The 25,016-nt window shown below is 56.8% G+C and carries 25 protein-coding genes; 23 read left to right on the forward strand and 2 right to left on the reverse strand.

Annotated features, from left to right (window positions below; all coding sequences use genetic code 11):
* Positions 1-96 precede the first annotated feature (96 nt).
* The 21 genes from D1820_RS01800 (at position 97) to D1820_RS01910 (ending at position 19,833) form a co-directional block, all read left to right on the forward strand.
* Positions 97-279, forward strand: coding sequence for a hypothetical protein (locus D1820_RS01800; protein WP_162894057.1), 183 nt, complete (start codon positions 97-99; stop codon positions 277-279).
* A gap of 1 nt (position 280) precedes the next feature.
* Positions 281-2,896: a phage tail tape measure protein gene (locus tag D1820_RS01805; RefSeq protein ID WP_118067667.1), complete on the forward strand. Its 2,616-nt coding sequence runs from the start codon at positions 281-283 to the stop codon at positions 2,894-2,896.
* Complete coding sequence (locus tag D1820_RS01810) at positions 2,893-3,552, forward strand: hypothetical protein (RefSeq protein ID WP_118067668.1); 660 nt, start codon at positions 2,893-2,895, stop codon at positions 3,550-3,552. Before D1820_RS01805 ends, D1820_RS01810 begins: the two co-directional genes overlap by 4 nt.
* Positions 3,549-4,133, forward strand: a complete 585-nt coding sequence (locus D1820_RS01815; RefSeq protein WP_162894058.1) for a hypothetical protein — start codon at positions 3,549-3,551, stop codon at positions 4,131-4,133. Before D1820_RS01810 ends, D1820_RS01815 begins: the two co-directional genes overlap by 4 nt.
* 34 nt (positions 4,134-4,167) lie before the next feature.
* Positions 4,168-4,587: a hypothetical protein gene (locus D1820_RS01820; protein WP_118067670.1), complete on the forward strand. Its 420-nt coding sequence runs from the start codon at positions 4,168-4,170 to the stop codon at positions 4,585-4,587.
* Complete coding sequence (locus D1820_RS01825; RefSeq protein ID WP_118067671.1) at positions 4,584-7,625, forward strand: phage tail protein; 3,042 nt, start codon at positions 4,584-4,586, stop codon at positions 7,623-7,625. Before D1820_RS01820 ends, D1820_RS01825 begins: the two co-directional genes overlap by 4 nt.
* Positions 7,622-8,080 (forward strand): tail fiber assembly protein, encoded by a 459-nt coding sequence (locus tag D1820_RS01830; RefSeq protein WP_118067672.1) that lies wholly within the window; start codon positions 7,622-7,624, stop codon positions 8,078-8,080. Before D1820_RS01825 ends, D1820_RS01830 begins: the two co-directional genes overlap by 4 nt.
* Position 8,081: 1 nt before the next feature.
* Positions 8,082-9,224 carry a collagen-like protein gene (locus tag D1820_RS19040; protein ID WP_162894059.1) on the forward strand — a complete coding sequence of 381 codons (1,143 nt, stop codon included), beginning with the start codon at positions 8,082-8,084 and terminating at the stop codon, positions 9,222-9,224.
* Positions 9,225-9,236: 12 nt separating this feature from the next.
* Positions 9,237-9,536 carry a hypothetical protein gene (locus D1820_RS01845; protein WP_118067675.1) on the forward strand — a complete coding sequence of 100 codons (300 nt, stop codon included), beginning with the start codon at positions 9,237-9,239 and terminating at the stop codon, positions 9,534-9,536.
* 15 nt (positions 9,537-9,551) lie between these two features.
* Positions 9,552-9,860 carry a hypothetical protein gene (locus tag D1820_RS01850; RefSeq protein WP_118067676.1) on the forward strand — a complete coding sequence of 103 codons (309 nt, stop codon included), beginning with the start codon at positions 9,552-9,554 and terminating at the stop codon, positions 9,858-9,860.
* A 24-nt stretch (positions 9,861-9,884) separates the two neighbouring features.
* The gene (locus tag D1820_RS01855; protein ID WP_118067677.1) at positions 9,885-11,021 is read left to right on the forward strand and encodes a hypothetical protein; all 1,137 of its coding nucleotides are present in this window, start codon (positions 9,885-9,887) and stop codon (positions 11,019-11,021) included.
* 10 nt (positions 11,022-11,031) lie between these two features.
* Complete coding sequence (locus D1820_RS01860; protein ID WP_118067678.1) at positions 11,032-11,448, forward strand: hypothetical protein; 417 nt, start codon at positions 11,032-11,034, stop codon at positions 11,446-11,448.
* Positions 11,449-11,606: 158 nt separating this feature from the next.
* On the forward strand, positions 11,607-11,885 hold the full coding sequence (locus D1820_RS01865) for a DUF5658 family protein (protein ID WP_118067679.1): 279 nt from the start codon (positions 11,607-11,609) through the stop codon (positions 11,883-11,885).
* 182 nt (positions 11,886-12,067) lie between these two features.
* Complete coding sequence (locus D1820_RS01875) at positions 12,068-12,301, forward strand: hypothetical protein (protein WP_024099686.1); 234 nt, start codon at positions 12,068-12,070, stop codon at positions 12,299-12,301.
* Positions 12,298-12,963, forward strand: coding sequence for a peptidoglycan-binding protein (locus tag D1820_RS01880; RefSeq protein WP_118067680.1), 666 nt, complete (start codon positions 12,298-12,300; stop codon positions 12,961-12,963). The genes D1820_RS01875 and D1820_RS01880 overlap by 4 nt, the downstream gene beginning before the upstream one ends.
* Positions 12,960-13,262 carry a hypothetical protein gene (locus D1820_RS01885; protein WP_118067681.1) on the forward strand — a complete coding sequence of 101 codons (303 nt, stop codon included), beginning with the start codon at positions 12,960-12,962 and terminating at the stop codon, positions 13,260-13,262. The genes D1820_RS01880 and D1820_RS01885 overlap by 4 nt, the downstream gene beginning before the upstream one ends.
* Positions 13,249-13,458, forward strand: a complete 210-nt coding sequence (locus D1820_RS01890) for a hypothetical protein (RefSeq protein ID WP_162894060.1) — start codon at positions 13,249-13,251, stop codon at positions 13,456-13,458. Before D1820_RS01885 ends, D1820_RS01890 begins: the two co-directional genes overlap by 14 nt.
* A 445-nt stretch (positions 13,459-13,903) precedes the next feature.
* Entirely contained in the window at positions 13,904-16,066 is a 2,163-nt protein-coding gene (locus D1820_RS01895) for a restriction endonuclease (protein ID WP_118067683.1), read from the forward strand.
* A 531-nt stretch (positions 16,067-16,597) separates the two neighbouring features.
* Positions 16,598-17,614, forward strand: a complete 1,017-nt coding sequence (locus D1820_RS01900; RefSeq protein WP_162894061.1) for a M23 family metallopeptidase — start codon at positions 16,598-16,600, stop codon at positions 17,612-17,614.
* 708 nt (positions 17,615-18,322) lie between these two features.
* Positions 18,323-19,072 (forward strand): hypothetical protein, encoded by a 750-nt coding sequence (locus tag D1820_RS01905; protein WP_118067685.1) that lies wholly within the window; start codon positions 18,323-18,325, stop codon positions 19,070-19,072.
* The gene (locus tag D1820_RS01910) at positions 19,069-19,833 is read left to right on the forward strand and encodes a hypothetical protein (protein ID WP_118067686.1); all 765 of its coding nucleotides are present in this window, start codon (positions 19,069-19,071) and stop codon (positions 19,831-19,833) included. The genes D1820_RS01905 and D1820_RS01910 overlap by 4 nt, the downstream gene beginning before the upstream one ends.
* 144 nt (positions 19,834-19,977) lie before the next feature.
* Here D1820_RS01910 and D1820_RS01915 read toward each other — a convergent pair whose 3' ends face one another.
* A complete protein-coding gene (locus D1820_RS01915) occupies positions 19,978-20,658 on the reverse strand; it encodes an SOS response-associated peptidase (protein ID WP_254683344.1) in 681 nt (226 codons plus the stop codon).
* A 118-nt stretch (positions 20,659-20,776) separates the two neighbouring features.
* Between D1820_RS01915 and D1820_RS19165 the strand changes: the two genes are divergently transcribed.
* Complete coding sequence (locus tag D1820_RS19165; RefSeq protein ID WP_205521396.1) at positions 20,777-20,950, forward strand: hypothetical protein; 174 nt, start codon at positions 20,777-20,779, stop codon at positions 20,948-20,950.
* 304 nt (positions 20,951-21,254) lie between these two features.
* On the forward strand, positions 21,255-22,163 hold the full coding sequence (locus tag D1820_RS01920; protein WP_162894062.1) for a glycosyltransferase family 2 protein: 909 nt from the start codon (positions 21,255-21,257) through the stop codon (positions 22,161-22,163).
* 29 nt (positions 22,164-22,192) lie between these two features.
* On the opposite strand, the gene D1820_RS01925 is transcribed toward D1820_RS01920, so the two are convergent.
* On the reverse strand, positions 22,193-24,721 hold the full coding sequence (locus D1820_RS01925) for an ATP-binding protein (RefSeq protein WP_118067689.1): 2,529 nt from the start codon (positions 24,719-24,721) through the stop codon (positions 22,193-22,195).
* Between the last annotated feature and the right edge of the window lie 295 nt (positions 24,722-25,016).

Here is a 25,016-nt window from a genome sequence, read left to right on the forward strand (position 1 = left end):
GGTCTTGATCCTGATCGGTTCTGGCAGATTACCCCGCGCCTTTATGTTGAAGAGATGCGTTCGGCGGCCCGCCGTCGAGCGCATCAGCAGGCCGCCTTGGCTGAGGCCATGTTTGCCGGTTCCCGTATGGACGGCAAAGACCTTCAGAAATACTGCGACGACCTGCGCGGTGAAGATCGAACACAGCCGCCCGAAGCTCTGCCCGGTGCAATTGATGCTGCAGCGCGGGGTCACCCGGTGATGACCTGGAAAGAATTCCTAGCACAAAGGAACACGTGAAATGTCTCTGGTGGGTCGTCTCAAAGCGACCCTCGGGCTTGATGCCCGTGGGTTCGACAAAGGTCTGAAGTCAAGTGAGAGCCGCGTGAAGCGGTTCGGAAAGGCTATCTCCAAGATAGGGGTTGGCCTTTCTGTTGTTTCTGCTGGTGTGCTGGCGGCAGTGCGCAATCAGCTCAATGCCGCTGATGAGCTGTCCAAAAGTGCGCAACGACTTGGTGTGCCGATTGAAGAGCTTTCTGCGCTCCGCCATGCCGCTGATATGTCCGCAGTCAGTGCATCTGATCTAGACAACGGTTTGGTTCGCCTGTCGCGGAACATGCAGGACGCATTTGCGGGCGGCAAAAGAACCTCCGCTCTGTTCCGGGATCTTGGGATCAGCTTTTCTGATACTAACGGCAAGCTGCGTCCAACATCTGAGGTGATGGCAGATGCGGCAGAACGTCTTGCGGCCATGCCTGACGGGGCCAAGAAAACAGCGCTGGCATTTGAGCTGTTCGGGCGCGCGGGCGCTAACCTGATCCCAATGCTGAACGGAGGTCGGGCAGGCCTGCAGGGCATGCTGAAAGAGGCCCGCGAATTGGGTCTGGTTGTCGATCAGAAGACTGGCAAATCTGCCGAGAACTTCAATGATAACCTCTCGCGTCTTTCCAAGACGCTGCGGGGTGTATTGTTGCAGTCCATGGCGGCGCTGGCGCCCGTGTTGGAGCGCATCACAAATGCGGTTGTGAACGCGTCCAAATGGTTCCGTGATCTTTCGCCTTCTGTTCGTCAGGCCCTTGCGGGGTTCGTGGCATTCCTGGCTGTCGCAGGACCATTGGCTCTTGCCATCGGTGGGGTCACATTAGCGCTGTCAGCGATCGCGGGACCAGCTGTTGCTGTGGTTGGTGGTTTCGCGGCTCTAGTGGCTGGGGCTTCAGCCTTGGGCGTCAGCCTCAGAACCATTGCCGCTGTCGCGGGTGCTGTTGCCGCAGCCTTCGGGATCAAACTGGTTGTTGCGATTGGGGCAAAGTTTGTCGCCTCCGCTGTCGCTGCAACCCGTCAGGCCCTCGCTTTGGAAATGGCTCTGGGGGCCAAGTCCCGTGCCGCCGCTGTCGCGGGGGTTGCCGTCAAGAGTTTGTCGCGGGCGCTGATTGCCCTGCGGAGCGCACTTGTCGCCACTGGCATCGGTGCCCTCGTGGTGGCCGCAGGACTGCTGGTCGACCAATTCACGCATTTGGTTCAACGGTCTGGTGGTCTGGGAACAGCGCTGTCCCTTCTGTGGAATGTTGTGAAAGAGGTATTCAACCGGATCGGCCTTGCGGGCTTGGCGGCTGTTGACCGGCTGCGGGCTGGGTTCTTTGATCTTCAGGCCCGCTCTGTGCGGATCTGGGCAGGTATTATTCGAACCGTCACCAATGCCGCCGAGGCCATTGTCGATTCCGGCATTGGCGCTGCTGAAGCCTTCAAGACCGCATTTCAGGGCATCCCCCAGGCCCTTGGCGATTTCATGTTTCAGGCCGCAAACTCGGTCATTGATGGTGTCGAGGGGATGATTAATGCGGTGGTGAGCCGCATCAACAAGTTCATATCTGGTCTGAACAGCGCCCTTGCAAAACTGCCGTCATGGGCTGGCGGCGGGTCTCTGTCGGTCGGACTGGTGGGGGAAGTCAATCTCGGGGGTGTCGACAATCCGTTTGCCGGTAAGGCTGCGGGCATGGGTCAGGCGGCGCAGGATGCCTATGACGCGGCGCAGGGGACCAGCGACTTTGGCGGTCGAGCGGATCGTCTCGAAGCTGTTGCATCTGGCATCGACACCAGCGCGGCTGCTGCCCGCGCCGCAAGCGATGTTCTCCTTGATATGGCTACAGCGCCGTTGACCAGCATCGATGCGTTGCGCGAGGCGATGCAGGAAACCGAGGGGGATATTGACAGCACGTCGGAGGCCACGACCCGGCTACAGCAGGAGCTGGATAAGCTTGGTGATGGCGGCGGCGGTGGTGCTGGCAAGGGAAAGAGCGGCAAGTCCATCAAGGAAAAGCTCAGTGAGCCGTTCAAGTACCTAAAAGAAAAGGTCAAAGGATTTTCCGATTCACTTGCAGGCGCAATCGTTCAGGGCAAGAGCCTTGGCGATGCCATGCGGGGCGTATTCCAGCGGATGGCGCAGGATCTCATTGCCAGTGGCATTCAGCGGCTGATGATGAGCCTGTTTAGCTTCGGGGGCGGCGGTGGCAAGATCTTTGGGTCGCTTCTGGGGTCGATCTTTAAAGTTCCCTCCTATGCGTCGGGCACCATGAACCACCCCGGAGGTATCGCGCAGGTCTTTGAGGAAGGTGGCGAGCTGATCAACCTGCCCAGTGGTGCGCGGGTTATCCCCCACGATCTTTCGCGCATGATGGTGACGGCTGCAGGCAAATCGGCGGGGGCCTCGGCGTCCTCTGATCTGTCCAAAGTGCAAACGCAAGAGGTTGTTGTGCGCCTGTCCCAATCCGCCATGCGTCTGAGCGATGACGGGAAAATCGTCGCGGAGATCGGTTTGCAGACGGATCAGAAGATTTCACGCGCGGCTGAAAATGCGGATCGCGCCTTGCCGCAGAAGGTCCAGCAGATCAACCACAGACCAAGGGATCGCTACACATGAGCAATCAACCACCCCTCGCGCTGTCAGAGTTCTGGAACAAATTGCGCCTTCGGGCGATCACCTTTGATTTACCCGATGATCAGACTGGGACCGGCACCGGCAGCGGCGAGGTTCTCAGGGCCAGCCGCCGCGACGTGCTATGGCAGGGCAAGGCGGCTGTGACGCTCAATCGCCATGACGCGCAGGACGAAGTTAAAGCGCTCATGGATGAGATCCGCCATGGCGGCGCACGTTTTCTGGTCAGCGACCCAAAGCGCAGAGGGCCGCAGTCGGATAAGCTGGGCACCCTTCAGGGCAACAGTGTCGCAACCGTGCATTCCTTCGACCTGGGGGATCGCCGCAAGTTGGTTCTGCGCGGTCTCCCGGCAGGATTTGAGCTGCGGCCCGGTGATCTGTTGTCGATCGAGTACGGCGCTGATCCCGTCCGGCATTTCCTGGCGCGTATCCAGCGCGGCGGGGCTTTCGCAGGCAATACCCCAAAGTGCGAGCTTCGGGTTTTGCCGTTCTTACCGATTGGCCTAGAAGTCGGGCAGGTTGTCACGCTGCGCAGCCCTGTCTGCAAAGCCTCTTACGTGCCCGATTCCTATACCCCTATCGAAAGACTGCCGGGTTACGACGGCGGCTTTGAATTCAAGTGGAGGCAGACTTACCGATGAGCTGGCCAGTTTCCCAACGCAGGGACCAACACAACCGTGTCTTGATGTGGGTTGAGGCGAAAGAGCATCTGACCGGCGACCCAAAGCCGCTTGGTATTTGGGACGGTCGGGATCATCAGCAGTTTGAGATCGATGGCGAGATCCGCGCGTTCTTCGGTGCCGGGAATATTCAGCAGCTCAAAGCCTTCACCTCTGAGGCGGGTTTGGTGATCCAGAACTATGGCCTGGATCTCGCGGCCTTTTCTCCGGAGGTGCGCGCATTGGTGCGTGCCCGTGATGTGCGCTTCGCGCGTGTTCAGATCTATGTTGTTGTGTTTGATCCGGAGACCGGCGCACAGCTTGGCCTGCACAGAGTGTTCAGCGGCGTCATTGATGGGGCACCTGAGGAAATCGGGGCGGCTGGCGGAGACGCTCTGGTGAAGCTGAATCTGGTCTCCAATGCCCGTTTGTTGACGCGCAAAGCGCCTGTCCTCAAATCTCAGGCAGCACAGTCCAAGCGCGATGGCGACAAGTTTTTTCAATATGCGGATGTATCCGGCGCTGTCCCTGTCTTCTGGGGCCGGTGGCGGCACCGGGACTAACTGAAACTCCACAATCTGAAAAATTGAGGCGGGAATGACCCAATCAATTAAGCGCCATAGCCAATGGCGTTCAAATCTTTGCGGCTTTTTGGCTTCGGTCTCTCGGCAGAAATTTCGGCCAGGGTCGCATGATTGCGCCTTGTTTGCTGCCGGTGCTGTGCAGGCAATGACCGGCGCAGATCTCGCCGCAGAATATGCCGGCCGCTATCGCACAGTCGCAGAAGGCATGGCCTTGTTGCGCTCTGAGGGGGTCGTGGATCTCACTGCCTTGGTGATCCGTCATTTTGTAGAAATCCCGCCACTCAAAGCCGGTGTCGGGGATCTCGCCTTGGTTCAAGGGGAAGGGGGAGAGGATGCCCTCGGCGTTGTGCAGGGGCCGTCAATATTCGTTCTGCAAAGGAACGGGCTTGGCCGCGTTTCCTTGGAAGCTGGTTTGAAAGGGTTTCGCGTATGAAAAACCTGTTTCTTGCGGCCTTGGTGTATTTGCTGGCGTCGTCAGGGCCTGCTGACGCCGCGCCAGTAATCGCCGCCTTCCAGGCCGTCGCCGCTTTTGTGGGCACGCTTGGTGTTGTTGGTTCGGCGTTGCTGCAACTCGCGATCGGCTCGGCCATGAGCATGATTGCCAAGTCCAAAATGCGCAAAGCGCAGGGGCAAAATTCGGGCATTCAGACAGAGGTGACCCTAACCGGCGGCACCAACTCTGAGAGCTTTATTCTCGGCTATTACGGCACTGCCGGCACATGGGTTTGCCCTCCTCTTTCGCGCGGTGACCGCCTCAAGGTGCTGACCTATGTGATCGACCTGGCTGGCATGCCCGGACACTCGCTGGAAGATGTGTTTGTCAATGGCGAGAAACTGAAGCTGGACGGCAAAATCAAGCATGGCAAAACCGTCGCCTCCAAACCGGACAGCTTCAAAGGGCTGGTGACCGTCACCTATTTTGACGGATCGCAAACCAAAGCACCCGTCATGATGCAGCGGAACTATGGCACCGATCCCGACTTTCCGTGGACCGCTGAAATGGTCGGTCGTGGGCGCTGTTATGTGATCGTTGAGTTCACGCACGATGCTAAGGTCTTCTCGGGCCTCCCCCGCATGCGCTTCGGTCTGCGCGGCTTGCCGCTTCTCGACCCCCGCGTCGGCGAGGTGGCGCAGTCTGATAATCTCGCGCTGTTGGCATATTCCGTCCTTCGTGGGTTTGAATTTCCCGATGGCACCCGCTGGGGCGGCGAGGCCCGTCTTGCAGATCTCCCGCTGTCGGTTTGGGCCGCTGCCATGAATGAGGCCGATCGTCTGATCGCCACCAAAGATGAAAGTGAGGAACCGCAGTTCCGTGGTGGTTTTGAAATCAAGATCGCTGAGACAGAACCGGCTGAGGTTCTGGAGCGGTTCATGGACGCCTGCACCGGCGATCTCGCTGAAGAGGGCGGTACATGGTACGTGCGCATGGGCGCGCCACAGGTGCCGTCTGCGTTCCTGACGGATGATGATCTGATTGTTGATGCGCCGATGTCTCTGACGCCGTTTGCGGGCTTGGCAGACAGCATGAACAGTCTGACGCTGAAGTATCCGAACCCGGCCATTGCTTGGGAAGTCAGTGAGGCGGAGCGTATCTTGCGCCCTGAGCTGGAGGCGCAGCACGAGGGGCGGCGGCTGTCAGAGGATCTTTCCTTGTCGGCGTGTCCCTTCCCGCTTCAGGTGCAGCGCGTGGGGAAAGCCTATATTGAGGATGCGCAGCGCGATGTGCTGCACAGCTTCACACTCCCCCCGGATTTCGCGCATCTCCCGCCCTTGTCGGTGATCTCCTGGACGTCCGAACACAATGAGTATGACGGAAAACACTTCTCGATCGAAAAGAAGGTAATCCACCCGCACGATCTGTTGGCCTCGGTTGAGGTGCGCGAGGTCGACCCGGCTGACCACAGTTGGTCAACTGATGATGAATTGCCAGTGCCGGACGGCGTGACCCAACTGACGCCGCCGGTGTTGTTCATCCTGAATGGCGTCCGGGTTGCCCCCGTTGATATCTTGGATAGTGACGGCAACCCGCGCAGGGCTGCGATCGAGGTTTCGCAGATCCCCATTGTTGAGGGGATCGAATGGCGGGTGTTCGACTTCGCGGGCACCCGCATTGCCGACGGCGTTGCCATGGATGTTGGCGACACCTTCCTGATCACTCAAGGCATCCTGCCGGGGCACACCTACTTTGCGAGTTTGCGGGTTGCTGATGAGGTCAATGTCGATTGGTCGGCCTGGTATGAGGTCAACACCAATGATGTTCGGCTCGGGCCGGACGATCTGTCAGAAGAGGTGTGGCAGTACGTGGATGGCGTGGCCGTCTCAGCGCTGAACGACTTCAATGGCAGCATGACCTACGCGCTGGAAAAGTTAGCGCAGGTGGACCTGGAAAACCGGGTTTCCGGGTTTTTGGAAACCGCCCGAATTGAGGGGGAGGTGAATGAGAAGACAGAGGCGCTTTCGTCGGAGATGGATGGGGTCCGCGCTGATCTGGTGCAGAACTACATTACTGCGGCAATGCAGGATTCCGCACTCGCGGTCCTACGGACATCTCTAACCGCCGAAATTGATGGCGTTTCCGCCTCTCTGTCGACCAGCTATTACACGATTGCGCAGGTCAATTCTGCGATCTCGGCAGCGCGTACATCTCTGCGAAGTGAAATCGCAGGGGTCTCCGCCACGCTAAACGCTGACTATTACACCATCGCTGAGACCAACTCGGCCATTTCGGCGGCGACAACCTCGGTCACCAGTACCCTTGATAGCCTGACCACGACCGTTAATCAGGTGCAATCCTCGGTCGATGGGGTCAAAGGCACATACGGGGTCCAGGTCAACAACAACGGCGTCGTGACCGGCTTCGGTCTGGTGTCGGAGCTGATCAACGGATCTGTCTCCACCACCTTCACGGTGCAGGCAGACCGCTTTGTCGTGGCCAGCAGCTCAGGCGGGGGGGCCGTGTCGCCTTTCCTGATTTCAGGTGGCAAGGTCTACATCCGTGATGCGGTGATCCGAAACGCGTCTATCTCCAGCGCAAAGATCAAGGCCCTCGCCGTTGACACCCTGCACATCAAGGGCAAGGCGGTTGACACCCGACAGATCGCAGAAAACGCCGCCACCACCTTTTATGAGGCTACGGGTGGTGGCGGTACGAAGCGGATCCAGATCAGGAACACCCATGATGAGCCAATCACGCTGATCATCCAGGTGCTCTATGATTGTCAGGATGACGGCGGTTCTGCTGCGTTGTTTGCGGGCGTGAAGATCTACAAAGAGCAAACCCCCGGCGGGAAAAATAACCTTCTGTCCTTGGTTGGTGACGGCAGCACCGGCGGTGGTGAGGTCGCTGCCGCCGATGGCACCGAAGTCGTCACAACAACCATCAATCCTGGCATCACCCGGTACATCGCAGCCTATCCAGAGGGGCGGGTGGTTCGGCGGTGCGACATGATCATTTTGCAGAGGCAGAGATGAGCGAGAACCGCCACAAAAAGCCCAAGCGCTTTGCGATCTACTGCAAAGACACCGGAGAAATCAGGCAGATCACTGTCTGCCCCGCTGAAGCTATCGGGGGGCAGCTGGAACCGGGGGAGAAAACCCTTGCTCTGGATCTCGCCGGGGAAGCCGAATTGACCTCCCTTCGGGATCTTTCGCGGGTGCGTGTGGATCAGGGCCGGTTGGTGTCTTTCACACCGCCACTGGATCTGGCCGCTGAAATGGCCGCGATCCGGCGGCGGCGCGACAAGCTGTTGGCCGGAACCGACTGGACGCAGATGCCCGACGTTCCGATTGACCTGCGGGTCTGGGGATCACGTCGGGCATATCGGCGTGCCTGGCGCAAATACCGCAAGGCGCTCCGCGATCTGACAGAAACCATCACCGACGTCGGAAACGTCACATGGCCGCAACCTCCCGAGAAAGGACAATAGCATGACGTGGTATCGCACCGGCACGGTCGAAATCGCCCAGGGCAGCAACACCATTCAGGGCACCGGCACCAATTGGATCGAACAGAAATCCGGTTGGGCGATGGTGATCGAGGGCGTGCCCGGATTGGTCGAGATTGACGCAGTGGTCAGCGCGACTGAACTGCGCCTTGTCGAACCGGTCGAGGGTCAAGGCAGCGGATTGGGCTATGCCATTATCCCGACGCATGGCCTCAGTATCCGACTAATTGGATACTTCGACCGGCTGATTGAAGAGCTGAACGCAACGCGGGCGACATGGAAAACGGTGTTTTCCACCTTCAGCGCCACTGCATATCAGCTCTGGCTTGATCAGGGCAACGCAGGGACGGTGGATGACTTCTTGCAGGCCATACGCGGCGAGCAAGGCATTCAGGGGCCTCAGGGCGTCCAGGGCGAGCGCGGCATCCAAGGTGAGCAAGGGGTGCAAGGGGAGCGTGGTGAGCAGGGTATCCGGGGCGAACAGGGTATCCAAGGTGAGCAAGGCGAACAGGGTGTTCAGGGTGATAAGGGCGACACTGGCGCCGGTCTGAACATCAAGGGCACGCTGGCCGATGTTGCGGCTCTGCCCGGATCGGGCACAGCTGGCGATGCCTGGTCTGTGCAGGGCGATATCTTTGTCTGGGACGATATCAACGCCGAGTGGGACAACGCAGGCCCCCTGCGCGGTCCTGAGGGACCAAGAGGGCAACAGGGTATTCAAGGCCCCCGTGGCCCACAGGGTGAGGTGGGTCCGGTTGGTCCAGTTGGGCCGCAAGGTGTGCAGGGCATCCAAGGGCCACAGGGCGACAAGGGCGATACGGGCCTCACCGGGCCAAGCGTCTTTGAGGTCTGGCGGCAGTCCCGTGGTGGTGTCGGCACCTTGGAGGACTACCACGACTTTCTGTCTGATCAGACCGTCTCACTGGCGCGCGCGCAGGCCGACGCTGCCAGCGCCGACCGCGCTGCCGCTGAGACTGCCCGCATCGCGTCTGAAGCCGCAGAGGCCGAGGCACAAGCCGCCGCCGCCTCTGCAACTCAATCGGCGCAAGTCCTCTCTGACAACGCTGAAATCGTGCGCCTGCTGCAACAGCACCGGGTGCGCGCCCTCTTGAATTTGGACATCTAAAGGAGACCTGAAATGTCACTTGAACTGGTCGCACAGGCCCTCAACAGCAAGATCCAAGCGGCGGCAGATGGTGCCGGTCCGGAGGATCTTGCAATGCTGGCAACGGCCCTGGACCGCATCGGTGGCCGGGTCACCATCGCCGAAGTCATGGCGGCAGGTGCAGAGGCCAAGGTGCAGCTATCGCAAGCGCAGGCCGAGGCCATTGCCGCAATCGTCGCCGTGAAAGACGAGGTCCGCCAAGCGGCCTTGGAGTTCCAAGGTACCGCCCTCAAATCCACCCAGTTTTTCGGCCTGTTTGTGGCCTCTCAGTAAAGGAAGGAAAGCCCTATGCCATTTGCAAAAACCACTCTTGATGGGGTCAACACCCCCGAAATCATCGCGACCTCGGCAGGCAAGCTGCTGAATTTGAACGTCTCAGCTGTGAACACCTCGCAGGACCGCGCCGTCGTCAAATTCTACATCCACGCGGCAAATGTCGCGCCGACTGATGCCGATATCTTCGACATGGCGACCTTGGACAAAGGGGCGCTGTTGGAGCGTAGCGGCGTGATCCTGCCCGAAAATATGGCCGTGTCCGCCTTCAGCGATACAGCCGCAATCAACGCATTCGCCTGGGGCCTTGAGGCTCTGGCGTAACCCAAAATCTTAGGAGAACGAACATTGGGACGTATTATCACAGGGGCGCAAAGCGCCCGCACTGGTCGCTTTAATGAAATCGCGATCTTCAACAAGGCCGGTGTATTCGACTGGATCGTGCCTGAAAACATTGACCCCGGCGTGCCAATCCGCGCGCATGTGTATGGGGCTGGCGGTGCTGGCGGTAGTGCTGGTGGCACAGGCAACGGATACGGCGGCGCAGCTGGCGGTCTTGCTCTGTCCGAGATCCCGCTGTCCGCTCTGACCATTGGCGCGGCTGTTTCGTTGACTATCGGCCTCGGTGCCCAGACTTCGACTGGTATTGGTGGCACATCGTCCTTCGGGGCACTGCTATCCGCGACGGGCGGCAACTCTGGTAATAATGACGCGGATAACCTCGGCCTTGCCGCATTCTCTGCCGGTGGTATGGGCGTTGGTGGTGATATCAACCGGCGCGGCGGATCCGGCGGGGAAGGGACGATGTCGTCGTCGTCCGGCGGCGGCGGTGGCGGTGGCAGCGCGCCTGCACCGGGCGGCATGACCGAAGGATACAGCGGCGGAGATGGCATTAGCTATAGTGGCGGCTCCGGGGCTTCTATTCACTACAACGGTATCAAGCCTGAGGGCTCTTCAAGTTCTGCCGGAGGCTCCGGCACCGCAGGACCAGGCTGCAGCGGGATGCCATCTTCAAGTCATGAATCGCACGGCGGAACTGGTGGAGCTGGTTTGATTGGTCCAGGCGGACAGGGGGGGACAGCTTACTCCTATAGCAACAACACTCAGGCCATGACACCTGCCGGAAATGGTTGGGGCGAAGCCGTGTTGTTGCCAAACCGTATTTTGCTGGGGGGTGGCGGTGGCGGTGGTGGCGCGCGCTGCTTCCATTCAAATGCTCATGCAGGGGTTAACGCGGGTAACGGCTCTGCTGGTGCTGGCGGAGGGTCCGCATCTGCTCATGGCTCTGGAACCGGCGGCGTTCGAAACTTAGCTGGAACCGGCGGTCTTCTTGGCGGTGGCGGCGGAGCGGGCCAATACTGTGTTCCCGGCCACGGCGGTAACGCCGGGGGCGGTGGCGCAACCGGATACAACTACGGCTCAGATCAGGGCTACGGTTGGGGCGGCGACGGCCTGATCATCCTGCAATTCGCACTCATTCACTAAGGAGGCTCTCATGGCATATGCAAAAATCGCCAATGGCACGGTTATTCAGGTGCTGGACCATCTGGACGGCGTCATTCACCCCGCCCTACACGGTGGCTACACCGAGGTGATCAGCAGCGTGAAACAGGGGATGACGACACAGGACGGTCAGTCATTCGCCTGGCCCGAAACCGCCGCCCCTGATCCGGTTGAGCCGGTCGCACCGCGCGTCCTGCCGAAACTGGTGTTCTTTCAGCGCCTCACAACAGCTGAGCGCGTTGGCATTCGCACCGCAGGTAAAACCGATCCGGTGGTTGAGGACTGGCTTGCCATGCTGGATCTGATCGAAAACGTGCATCTCGATGCAGAGGACGTCACCGCCAGCCTGGGCTATTTCGTCAGTGAAGGGCTGATCAACGCCAATCGGGTTCCTGAAATCCTCGCCTGACACCGGGCGTTATTCTAACGCCGCCCCACTTTTCCTGAAAATCTGACACCGCACGCGCTGGCCCGTATGGACCCGCGCCAAAACTGCTGCGCGCCAACAGGCGCGCGGCATCTGCCTGCACGGCACATCCCCTCACAAAGCAATGAAGGATAGCTGCAATGACCATTGCAATCATCGTGTTCGTCCTGGCCCAATTGGGCGATGTCATCACCACCAAACGCGCGCTTGCCCGTCCCGGCAATCGGGAGGCCAATCCGTTCATGCGGGTTTTGTTCGACCGTCTGGGCGTCAATGGTGGCCTGACGGTCAAAGCGCTGGTCGCCTCAGCCCTGGTCTATTGGCTGTGGTCTGAGGGCGCGGCGCTTCCCATTTGGGCTGTTGCGGTCATGACGGGCGCAGTTGCGCTGCACAATCATCGCTTGATGCAGAAAGGATGAACCCTTGTCTGTTCATCGTTTCGCAAAACAGGCTCTGCCCCGGTTTCTGAAAAATCCTCGCATTCGGCAAGATCTCTATCACGCTTCCGTCCCGATGGTTCTGGCCGTGGCCATGGCCCCCAGCAGTCTCGCAGGTAGCGCGATCTTCCTGCTGGTCTGGGTGCTTATTCGGTGGAGCGGCCATGGCTGAGTTGCACCACAAATTCAATTGGATACGGGCGGTTTCGATTGTCTCGATCATCGCTCTTTTCATCGCAGATTTCGCTTTCAACATCATGGCCAAAGATCCGCCGCTTTGGGCCTATCTGGTTCCCGGCCTCTTGGCGCTGGGGGTTGAGGCAAACGCGGTTGGCCGGTTGCTGATGCAGCTGGTTCGCGCAGCCGCGAGAGTTCCACAGGAGGACAAAGACCCATGAAACTCACCACCCGTGATATTCAGGCCCGTCTATCGGCCCTGGGCTTTCACCCTGGGCCGATAGACGGACGCAGGGGGCCGCGCACCTCAGCGGCCAGTCGGGCCGCTCTTGAGGCGCACAGCGGCAGCACGGTCACTGATCTGTTCCACAAGAGCGGGTTGCACCGGATACATATGCACTGGACTGCCGGAGCCAAAGGCGTCATCGAAATGGAGCGCCGCGCCTATAACTCGCTGGTCACGCATGATGGGCAGCGGGTGCAGGGCGTGTTTCCGCCAGAGGCGCAGGCAAACTATGCTGTCGGTCGCGCGGCATCCCACACCCGCATGTTCAATCCCGGTGCGATCGGGCACGGAATGGACGCCATGGCGGGCGCAAACGAGCGCCCCTTCGATCGGGGATCCGCGCCTATCACGTCGCGCCAGCTTAACACGTTCTGCTGGTGGGCTGCGGAATACAGCGTCAAGTATTGGATTCCGGTCAATGTCTACGGCATGCCGACCCATGCAGAAATACAGCCGATATTCGGTGTGCGCCAGCGCTGGAAGTGGGACATCACTTGGTTGCCCGGAATGTCTGCCCCCGGTGATCCCTTGGTGGTTGGTGAGCGCCTGCGCGACATGATCCGCGAGCGCCTGCCAGACGTGCGAGCTGCCGCATGATGCGGTGGGTTGCGATCGGGGCACTGTGTCTGGCCGTGATGCTTGCGGGTGTGTCCTCATACCTGGTCTGGCGCAATGGGCACCTGCGCGAAGATCTGGACGCCGCCACGCGCCGCCTACGGGTTGCGGAGCGGCAGGCCGATGACGCACGGCAGACCGCCGATGTGCTGGACGCTCATATCAAACGGATGCAGGAGGATCGCCGCACGCTTGATGCGGATCTGCGCAGCCTGCGGGAACGGGAGGGATACGATGCGCCATTGTCTGATTTTCTTGGCGATGCCTTTGACCGGCTGTAGCTGGCTGCTGCCAGATCCTGAGCCGTTTTATGTAGAGCGCCCCATACCGGGGGAACTGACCACGCCTTGCGCTGAGCCGGTGAAGGGGCAGCGTACCGAGGGCGGCTTTGCGGAGCTGGCCCTAGGCTGGCGTTACACCGCGCGATGCAACGCGGGGAAGCTGGAAGATATCGCGGAGTTGACAGGGCCGCGCTGAATGAAGAAAGCCCCGCCGATTGGCGGGGCTTTTTTTGTATCTGAAGCTTTCGCTGCGAAGCGCAGATAGAGACCTTTGCAAAGTTGTGAAATCTGCCAGCCGGACGGCGGTCCCATATTGCACGAGCAGCGGAGGGAGCAGACCTTCGCCGCAAGAGCAGCCACCAACCATTATCGAACGGACGGGATGCGGACCTTGCGGACATTCGCTGCAAGTGCGCGATCCTTGCTGCATTTGCGAACGCATCAGAAAATTGCTCGCATAGCAGCCATTCGTTGCACAACAGAGTGCGCATGTCGCGCTAACTTAGAGCAGACTTTCCTTCCACGGCGTAGTAGCCTTTTGCGAGTGCTGTTCTGCCGACGCTTCAACCCTAGCAGTAACCCGTGTAGCATGAAGCGCGCATACTCAAATTCGCCGGGCGTTCACAGAGGATATATTTTCGTTGTCGGACCAACTCATCTCCCTAGCAATTGATAACATATCGAAAACGGACTTTGAAACTTGGGCGCAAAAGGTCCTCGCCACGACCGAAGGCATTGACTTTGCTCCAACTGGCGGCATCCACGACGGTGGCCAAGACGGGTTCATTAGAGGGGTTGAAGGACAACCCGCGCATTACATCCAAATTACTAAGCAAGAAGACACGAGGAAGAAGGTTCGCGAAACTATCGAAGCAATTCGAAAGAAACGAAAGCTCGATCAGCTCACATTTGTAACGAGTGAGGTTGAGCAAAACCGAGACCTTCTTGAAGCAAAGTGGGGTAAAGAATTTTCGCTCAGGCTGCGTATCCACGACAGGAGCTGGCTTTTGGTACGTGCCAGCCTTGACGAAAGTTTGAGGGACGAACTCTACGGGTACGTGAGGGGGCTCCTTGAGGAGCTGAACCGGGCTACATCAGTTCGTCGGCAAATTGGGAAACAGGACCGCCTTAGTATCGTCACATACCTCGAAGCCCAGGCAAAGTCTCTCCCGAAGGCAGAAGACTTCCAGAACATTTGCCTAGACACGGTCATCTACGCAGCGCTGCAGGGTACGGATCCAGCAGAAGAAAAGTTCAAAACCGGTGACGAACTTAAGTCCGAGCTAGAGGTTTCCCATGGGCAGCTACTTGCCAAAGCACCGGTTAATCTCGAAGACAGGCTCGAGTTCCTTTCATCAAAAAACAACTCCCCTCGCTTGAGAAAACACCCGGGTGAGAAGTTCGCGCTCCCATACGAGGTTCGAAGCCAGTTCGGTGAATTCAACATTTCGATCCAAAATCAGGAAGATACCTTTCTTGCCAGCTTGAGCTCGCGCATCAGAGAACAAGCGCCAGGGCTTAGTAACGAAATGCATGGAAAGGTTCTGACGTTGGTGCGTGACACGTTGCATGAGACATTTCGTCGACAGGCAATGAATTTTGCAAACTCGTTTAACGCGTCGACTGAGGAAGTAAGTATCGAAGTCTTCGAAATTATTGCGGAGCTTTCCAAGGAGATGGAATTCGAACCTCAGGAACTTGAAGCAGCTCATGAGTTAGCCGCTTCGGTGTTTCGCGGTGCATGCTATTCTTCCGAACAAGGCGAGCGAGCATTTATCGAAACGTTGATGAAATACTATACGGTGCATTTTTTGATGCATGGCGACGCAGTGGTTTCGGAATATTTTTCGGAGATGTCCAAACGCCTTCGAGTTTATCTCGGCACTGATATTATTGTCAGATGTCTATCCGAGACATTTGTTAAAGAAAGAAGCCGTGGCATGACCAACGCACTGAGCAGGATTCGGCGCGGCGGCGTCACGCTGCGAATAACTCGTCGTACATTAGAAGAAGTTTTTAGCCATTTGCATACAACTTACCTGACATTTCGCAATGACTTTGAGGGTTGGTATCGCAATGGTTCGCTTCAAGATATTATGCAGAGCGATAAAATCCTGATTAGAGCATTTGGCTATGCGTATTTTGAGCCGATTGGCCACACACGCCAGCCTAGGGACTGGAGCGATTTTCTCAATCAGTTTGGAAGTGCTTCTTGGTTCGCCGAACCGGAACGCAACATAGATGAATTCGGCTCTTACTTGATAGAAAAGTATGGTTTCGAGTTCGTGGAATTGGAGGGAGTTACATCCAAGATTGATACCGACCTAGCCCAAGAAATTGCTGATGGCATCCTAGACGCCCGAGATCGAGGCACAACGTCTGGACATGCTAAACTTGCGCTAAATGACGCACAGATGGCGCTTCTGATCACTGCTGAACGAAACGAGCGAGGCGAACGGGTAACTACTGACCTATATGGTTACAATACGTGGTGGATGACCGAAGAGGCGAAAGTCTTGCGAGAGTTAAGGAAGCGAGATTTGTCTGCAAATATTGTGATGCACCCGCAGTTCTTGATTAACCATCTGCTGTTAGACCAAGCGGCACTTTCCGAAAATCATCAAGGGCAGGACCTAACCCCAACTCTATTTGGCCTTCGGATCACCAACCGTGTCCCGAGCGCTTCTCTTAAGCAGTTCTTGGATGCGGTGAGAGACATGGGAGATCTGGGAGAAGCCGCGCAGCGTGCTCGTATTAGAGCCGCAGCAAACCGCCTAAAGTCGGAAGGTCGCCGCGCTACGTAGTCTTAAGTTCCGCCCTTGCTGAGTTATCTGCCTCACGTCACGTTAGTAAGCGTAGCCAACAATGGTCCACTTTGGTGAGGTTGCACCGCAGCGTCGATCGGCGCGACGAATGACAGGCATGAGCCGGTCCGACATTCTGCTCCAGCAAAGGTCATTGCCATGAATAATGGCCAGAGTGGGCTCAACTACCCGTCTGTGCTCTCAGCAGCGGACGGAAGGGCCGCGCCCAGTCTGCATCATGCTGCGAGCTAAGTGAACAGCAGCTCTTTGACGGGTGAGGCATGAGCCGGTCAAGAGGTCACAGTTTTGCCAACAGAAAATTTCACAACTAAGCCCTTGACTGAACTTGGGTCGTCGAGAGCAGGACATGAGCGTCCGTCTTTAGCACAGGGATTTCAGCCAGAAAATTTGGCATGATACGAATGTTCTCCCATATTAGAAATTTTAACCCGTGTTTTGGCATTCGATGAGGCGATGGTATTATTGGCTCCAACTTGATTCTGTTTACGGGTAACTATGGGAGAGATCACAATGAAATTTCGCTTCTTAGTTTTGCTAGCGTTTTATTTCTCCACTTCTGCCGATCAAGCGGTAGCCTTTACTCACAAAGGCGACAGCATAATCAAGAAGGGCGGTGATGTCCTCGAGAAAGGCGCTCAAGACGCCGGGAATGCCATCGAAAAGGGCGCTCAAGACGCCGGGAATGCCATCGAAAAAGGCGTTCAAGACGCCGGGAATGCCATCGAGAAAGGGCTTCATGACACAGGGGATGAGCTTGAAAGGTTCGCCAAGCGCGTATGTGAGGATTGGTTGAATATTCCTGATGGGGAATGTTTCGCATGCTACACATCTGACCGTGGTGACGGAGAGGATGCAGTCTATGCTTGCGAGGATGGTGATCCAGATAAGGGCGATCCTGGGCAGTATCCTGGGGATGACGATCCGGGTCCATCGGATGAGCAATTGGAAGACATGAATAATTGGGCTGAGTCGACCAGGATAAGCCATGAAGAACTGGAACCTTGGAGTGACGGGCAAAATAGATTCATGCGCAGCAAGAGAATTCTGGGAAATCCGTTACCTGAGGGTTCAGATGTCGTTTCACCAACAGGTAGCGACGAAATACGTACGAAAGATGACTACGGGATCGGTTTCTTCCTCGCTCCACGCGCACTATATGGCAATGATGGGAAGAGAGTTGGAACCCGATATCATGGTGGCGTCGATTTTGTAAGTAAGCCCGGTCAGGAAATTGTGTCTCCAGTCAACGGAGAAGTCTTGAGAGTTTCCAATGCTTATAAATCAAACAATCAAGGACTAAGCGCAGTAATAATTGGTCATGAGGGGTATGAATTTAAAGTGCTCTATACATCACCGGAGGTGAAGAAAGGAGACTTTGTGCTTCGAGGTCAAAGAATTGGCACGGCGCAAGACCTGAAGCCGAAGTTTGGTGATGGAATGACAAATCACATTCATCTTTCGATAATTGATAGCGGTGGGAAGAGAGTGTCGCCGGATGCTAAATGGACAATAAGAAAAAGAGAATGACTTGGTCGATTTGAACACCTTGGAATGGCTCTATTAACATAATGAACCCTACGAGCGATCATGGCTTAGTACGGACGTTTTCTAGAACATATTTAACGGTGGTTACGTCCGCCCCCCTATCGTTCGTCGGACATGTTTTGAATGGCCGCAAAGCGTCGTTTGAGACGTGCTGCGCGTGCGAGGGGCTACTTGGCGGCCAGCGACCGCAAAGGGCTCACTACCGACTTGCGGCGTTGCATCCCGTACCTACGCCTATCATGGGATCACCGCAGTCAGCCCAATTCGGACTTTCGCACGAGGCCTGCGATGCCCTCGCTGCAGACGCGAAGGATCCCGCCAGACTTCCCGAGAGCGGACCTTCAGGCTAGCTCAGCTGGCCAGGACGATGCTGCACCCCGCTCGAAGGTTAGAGATGCGCAGATAGCGACCTTTGCAAAGTCAGGCCAAGCAGCCAATTAATCTCAAAGAATATCGCGACGCAGCAAGCCATTTCTGACATTGGCTGCGAATCGACTCCACATAGGAGGCGAAATCATGCTTTTCGGGCTACCGATATTGGCGCGGCTTGGGTGGAGAAAATGCGTCCATGCTGGAGCTTTGGCAAGGAAGGTTAGACGCAGCCCAAGTGTTGGGTGCGTTTGGACCGCTTAGGTTGAACGAAGTCTACAAACGCATTACATCTAGAAACTAGATTTAGTGGAGGCGACGGTGACCATACCAAATTTCAAGGTAACCTATCAGAACCCCTTCAATGAATTGTCTGAGTTGCGTCTGAAGCTCAACGCCTCGGACGACAACCAATTTGAGGTAACATGTCGGATACGCTTCAGCGTTATGCACCACGAGCACAATGGGCGCGAATATACCGTTGGGCTGAAAAGAGCTTTTCTCCGCCTAAACCTTGAAGGCTGTGAAACCACACTCGACCCAGTCTTTGGCGAGAATGAACTTGCGGCTGCAACTGATGAGGCAACGCTCGAATTTACTTCTCGCGCTGGAGGCGACTTCAACGCCAAAGCTGGAACTGAAAGCAAGCCAAACGCAGGCGTAGGTTTTAGCGCCGCAGTTGAAGGGACGGGGGCTCGCAGAAGCAGTCTCCGCAATACACGTCTCCCGATGACTGCCAAACCAAACGATACCTGGGAGGTTGCGGCGCAATCTGTTGGCGGCACAGCTCAGGCTAATTTGGACGGGACCGCAATAGCCGGGCAACGGCTCTGCACAATACAACGAAGAGAAGGTGGCAACCGTTTGGCCGTAACCGGTGAAATACAGGCTTCTAAAGGGGCGGTAAACGTCTTAGCAAAGGGCGGAAACAAGTGGGGAAAGGACTTCGCAGTCTGGGGTAACAAAGATGCGGTAATTGGACAGGTGCTGAGAAAGGCACTTGAGCGTGAAACAGTTCGCACCTCGTCGGGCGTTTTTGTAGCATCTCGCTGTGAAGTAGCTGAAGAATGAACAAGCTGTTCGACGACATTCTAACTTCGGAAGAACTTGCGGCAATCGACGTGGTTCACCAAAGCAACTCTACCCAGTTTGATGTTCTCGTGAGCCTCGCAGGTCTGGACCCTGGCAAAGACTTTCGATTTTCTCAGCTACAACGCCTCGATTTGCGCGGTGCAGTACTACGCGGCTTCGACTTTACAGGTTCGGATCTGCGCCAAAGTGTAATCGACGCGCAGACCATCATTGATAATACTACAATTATGGTTGACGCGCAGATCGACTGGATCCAGGCGGACACGCTGCCAATTGTGCAGCAGATGCAGCAAATTGAAGCTACATCTTCATCAGAAAAGCGTCTCGCTCTAATCCAAGAGATGGTAAGTAAGCATGGTCGCACCAACCACGTGGTCGCCTACATGGTGCGTGCCGCTCTAGAGACCAAAGAGGTTGAAACGTTTCTAGATTTCGTAACAAATCTTCCTTCCCAACTTAGCCTTGAACAGATCAGGCAACTCAGCACGCACGGGACGAAGCTATTAGAAAAGAAATTCAAAAAGGCCCAAAGCAGAACGCGTCGCAGCGCGACTGCGAACTTTGCTGTAGAACCGATTGTTGAGCGTCTGCGAGAAAGCCCAGGCGGGTTCGGTGCCCTACTGTTCGGTCAACTTGCAAAGGTAATGAACCAGAAGGCCAAGACTGTTCAACTGAATGGAATGGTAATGCTTGAGCCTCAAGATTTGCAGAAGGCTTTCTCACTACTCCGTCCGAACTAGCCTTCACTACGGTACATCTGGCCGTGAACGTCACTCCTTAGCGTAGTTATCAACGCCCTTGCGACCGCAGAAGATTTCTAGGGTTCGCCGCCTGATGTGACGGACGGTCATGTATGTCTGCTTCGGGCTGAGACCGGGCGTCTGCTAGAACAGCGTTGCGAATGGCTCGATCAGCTCCGGCCCATCGTCGTCGCGTCCAAAGCGGGCAACCTTGTGCGCTCTCATGCGCCCGTCCCAAACGGTTCCTAGACGCTGTTCTTCGTCACTCACAAGATTGCCTGATAGCCATGGGTAAACCTGATCATCGGCTAGGATCACCGGGGATCGTGCGTGTATCTCGCTGATCTGCGGCAATGCTGATCGCGTCAGAATAGTGCATGTGTGCAGATCGTCGCTCAGGCGCGAATAGAGCCCGGCGAAGAACAGGGCAGGGGCGTTGCTATCGGTGGTGATCCACCAGGGTTGTTTGTTGCCTTTGGGGCCAGTCCATTCATAGTAACCTGCTGCCGGGATGATGCATCGTTGTGACTTCCAGGCATTGCGAAAACTTGGCAGGCTGGCTGCTGTCTCAATCTTCGCGTTGAAGGTGGTGCGTTTCCATTCCTTTACATCGCCGCGATGCCAGCTTGGCACGAACCACCAGCGGGCTGCCGCGCTGAACAGCTGGTCGGCATTCAGATAGGCAATATCTACCAGTTGGGTGGGCTTTACATTCCAACTCGCTGACAGCTCAACCGCGTTGGGATCGCGAACGGGTATAGGTGGTCCGAGAAAACGGCGCTCCAGCTCGTACAGCTGTCGCCACGTAAGATCTGGCCTGCCCAATCTCCCGCACATGGTTGATCTACCTCTTAGCAAATGGGTCAACTACAACACGATAGGCAAACGCTTGAACTTTGCAATATGTTCGCATTGTGTTCTCATCTTGCATGAGGATGTTCAGATGCCAAACGTTATGCATATGTGGTGTGTCTGCGGTCATGTCGGTACGATAGAGGTGCCCTACAGGGTGGATTACGCACCTCTTTGGGCCCGTGCGGGATGCCTGATCTGTGGCCGTCTGGGGCAGATTGAAGACATACGCCTTGGCTGGACCGATGATGCGTCATGGAGCTAGGAGAGCAAAAAGAGCAGGACCGGAGTTGCTGTTAACTTGCTTCTTGCTTCGAATGCCGTGCTGATCTAGAGAATCAACACAATGGTGGCTCTTGTTGTAGATGAGATCGGCGTAACTTTATGGGCAATCCGCATGATTTACGCGTCTGCAATCTTAAAGCATTGAAATAGAATGGATATTGGGTGCGCGCCGTCCGCACCAGTTTTGGAAGGCGTCGTATCGGGAGCAGTGAATGCGCTACACATTGGTGGCAACTGCCAAGAACGAGGGGCCGACCATTCTGGAGTGGGTCGCCTATCACAAGATGATCGGCTTTGAGACCATCATCATCTATCAGAACGATTCAGATGACTTTACCCATGAGACCTTGAAAACCCTGAGGGACATGGGCGAGATTGCTTATTTTTACAACCGTGCAGAGCGCGGGCGGCATCAGGTGAAGGCCTACAAGCGAGCCGCAAAGCAGGCGGCGTTTCGAGATGCACACTGGGTATTGGCGCTGGATCTTGACGAGTTTCTGGTCGTCCATGCGGATGGCGGAACCGTGCAGGACCTCATTGACGCGATGCCAGAGTGCAATCAGATCATGTTGAACTGGAAGCACTTTGGAGGTTCAGGCAAGATGCGGATCTCGGAGGATCTGGTGGTTGAAACCTTCACGATGGCCGAGGATGAGGCGCGCGTCAAAACGCACCTGACGCCATTTAAGGCAATGTTCGATCCAAGCGCATATACGCGATGTGGTGTCCACCGGCCACAGGGGCAACTAATCCCGGACGATCAGATCCGCATCTGCAACGGCTCTGGCCTGCCGCTCAACGCCTACGAGCATCGTAATTTTCGGGCCAAAGATCCTGGCCAGCGGGCGTTGGCGCAGATTAATCACTATAACACGAAGGACGCGGCGAGTTTTGTTCTGAAGTCGTACCGTGGCAGCGCGCATCAGGCCAATCGCGCCATCGATCGAAAATACTGGACGCGGCGCAATCACAATAGTCAGGAAGATCTGCTTCTGGCCGCAAGAACCGATGCAATTCGTGGTCGGATGCAGGAACTTGATGCGGCGTCAGGTGGTCGGTTGTTAGCTCTGCGACAGCAGGCGATCGAATTGCACCGCAGCCGGTTTGACGCGCTGATGGAAGATCCTGCTACTGCGTACCGTGACCTCTATACTTATTGTCTGGAAAATCCTGGTCTGGCCACAAGAGACTGAACGTGTCCGGTGGCTGGCCCCTAAAGGGATCAGGAATTGGTGCCTTCTTTTGTCTGATCCGGCGGCGCCGCGCGTTCAGCCTGAACCGAGGCGATGGTCTCCAGAAGCAGCGGTTTACGGATGGGTTTTTGCAAAAAGCGATCCATCCCGGCGTCGAGACAGGCGCGGCGGTCACTTTCGAAGGCGTTGGCGGTCAGGGCGATGATCGCGGGCTGTGCCATGTCGCTGGCCCGAATCTGGCGGGTTGCGGTCAGGCCGTCGACCTCTGGCATGGACATGTCCATCAGGATGATGGCCGGTTGATGGTCGCGACACATATCTACCGCTTCGCGCCCGTTCTCAGCCTCAATCACCTTAAGCGGGGTATCGGCAAGAAATTTTCGGATCAGCAGGCGGTTGGTCCGATTGTCATCGGCCAGAAGCAAAACGCCAGGGCCAGGCTGGAGATGCGCGGCCTCCGGGTTGATCTGTGTTGGGGCACTGGGCGCGCTGCGGGCGGCAGACAGGCGAATTTCGAGCCGGAAGCGGGAGCCCTGACCTTCATTTGAGTTCAGGCTGATGCCGCCGCCCATACGCTGCGCAAGAATATTCGAGATGGTCAGCCCCAAACCGGTGCCGCCATAGTGGCGCGTGGTGGCGGCATCGGCCTGCGAGAACCGCTCAAACACATGTCTGGCCTGATCCTCTGAGATGCCGATGCCGGTGTCCTCGACCTCAATGAACAGATGATAGGGGTCCTTCGTATCGCGACTGACATGCAGAGAAATGCTGCCGTCCTGGGTGAATTTCACCGCATTACTGAGGAGGTTCACGAGGATCTGGCGCAGCCGCCCATCGTCGCCATGAACCTGCTCGGGCAGCTCATGAGCGTATGTTTGCGTGAAGGTGAGACCCTTTTCACGCAGCTTCGGGCGAAGGACATCGACGGCTCCATCGATGCATTTGCGCAGATTGAAATCAACGGCGCTGATCTCCATCTTGCCGGCCTCCAACCGGGACAGATCCAGAATGTCATTGATGATTTTCAGCAGAGCGACCGAGGAGTCCCGGATGGTGTCGACACATTGCTCCTGTTCCACCGAAAGGGGGCTTTCGGCGAGGATATCGGACATGCCGATGATGCCATTCATGGGGGTTCGAATCTCATGGCTCATATTGGCAAGAAACTCGGTCTTTGCCTGATCAGCCTTTTCGGCGGCCTGTTTGGCATAGGTCAGCTGGGCGTTGCGGTGGGTCAGCTGTTGGTTGGTACGCTTCAATTCATTGTTGAGATCGACGTCGCGGGTCACATCCCATTCAACGCCGATCATCCGGTTGCGCCCCCTTGAGTCACGAAAGGAACAGCCCATCGCGCGGATATTCTTATGGGTGCCGTTTTCCAGCCTGACCCGGAAATCGATGGAGTGGTCGCGAACATGGCGCAGCGCCTCCTGAAAACCATTGATGACACGATCACGGTCATTGGGGTGCAGAAAGGACCTCCAGACGGAGAGCGGCACATCGCTTGAACCGACGGGGTCGCCATAAAGCTCCCGCATTCTGCGATCCCAGATGGCAACATCTGAACTGCCCTCAATCTCCCAGATGCCGATTTTCGAGGTTTCAACAGCCATCTCCAGACGGCGTGACAGCGCCTCAAGCTCCCGCTCGCGCCGTTTGAGGGTCTGGATCACCGACCGTCGGGCCGCAGACAACCGGCCCGCCAGCGCGGTTGGAAAGAGAATGAATGCGCCAGCCAGCAGAATGGTGAACCGCAGTTGCCATTTGTTGTCCGCGCGGGTGGGCCAGCCCCCCTTCGGACGCGCGGCAAGTTGCCAGGTGCCCACGGGCAGGACAATGTCCATCAGGACAGGGCGATCCTGCAGAATATCTGCATCGCCGTAAAACTGCACGCCACTGGCGCCTTTGCCATCCTTCCCGACGAGGGCGACATCGATCATCAGATCAGGATCCGTCAGCCCGCCCTTCGAGTAGACAGCATCAATGTCGATCACTGCGGAGAGGATACCCCAAAAGGATTCGTTTCCTTGCGGCCCGATGAAGATTGGGAAACGCGCGATCATGCCGCGACCGCCCTGCAGCAGATCGACCGGACCTGCGAGCACAAGATCGCCGCTGTCGCGTGCCAAGAGGGCGGCGGCGCGTTGGGCATCGTTTTTGCGATAGTCCAATCCGATCGCGGCCTCGTTGCCTTCGATCGGATACATCAGTTTGATGACGAGATCGGGCGCCGCAGCGATATTGCGCAGGCTATCTTCGGCGCCCAGCAGATGATCCGCCAACTGGGCAAATCGGCGCTGTGTCATATCGGGTTCCGTCGACAGCACGGCCTGCAATCCGCGAACCAGTTGAATGTCCGCTGCCAGATTGCCCTCGATTCGGGCGCGGATCAGCCCCGCCTCATATTGGACATCGGCCCGCAGCTTTTGTTCATAGATGGTATCATTCTGGGATTCAGCGGATATGCCCGCGGCGATGATCACCACCAAGGCGACCAGGGTCGGCAGATAGGTCCGATTGTTCAGCGCCTGGATCCACGCTTTGGGCCGAAATCTCATGAAAGGTACACCGGTGATTGTCGTCTGCTGTAAATATACAGTCATTCCTGACGCAAAACTGTTCAACCAATATTAACGATGCCCGAGCTTTTCCACTTTGAGAGGTTTTTCTTACGATCGCTCACGCGTAGCGGGATCTGGTTTGAAAAAACCTGACAGTCGTCTCTCTGATTAAAGTTAAATTGAGCAGGTTATTAGGTGGCTGCCAACGGAAGGGGAACCATCTTGAGTTGAACGTACTAACGAGCGCTAGCGTAAATGCGTGTCTTTGTGATCTATAGTGAACACTTTGAAG

Origin of the sequence: Phaeobacter sp. LSS9 (genome assembly GCF_003443595.1) — a bacterium.
GTDB lineage: Bacteria > Pseudomonadota > Alphaproteobacteria > Rhodobacterales > Rhodobacteraceae > Phaeobacter > Phaeobacter piscinae.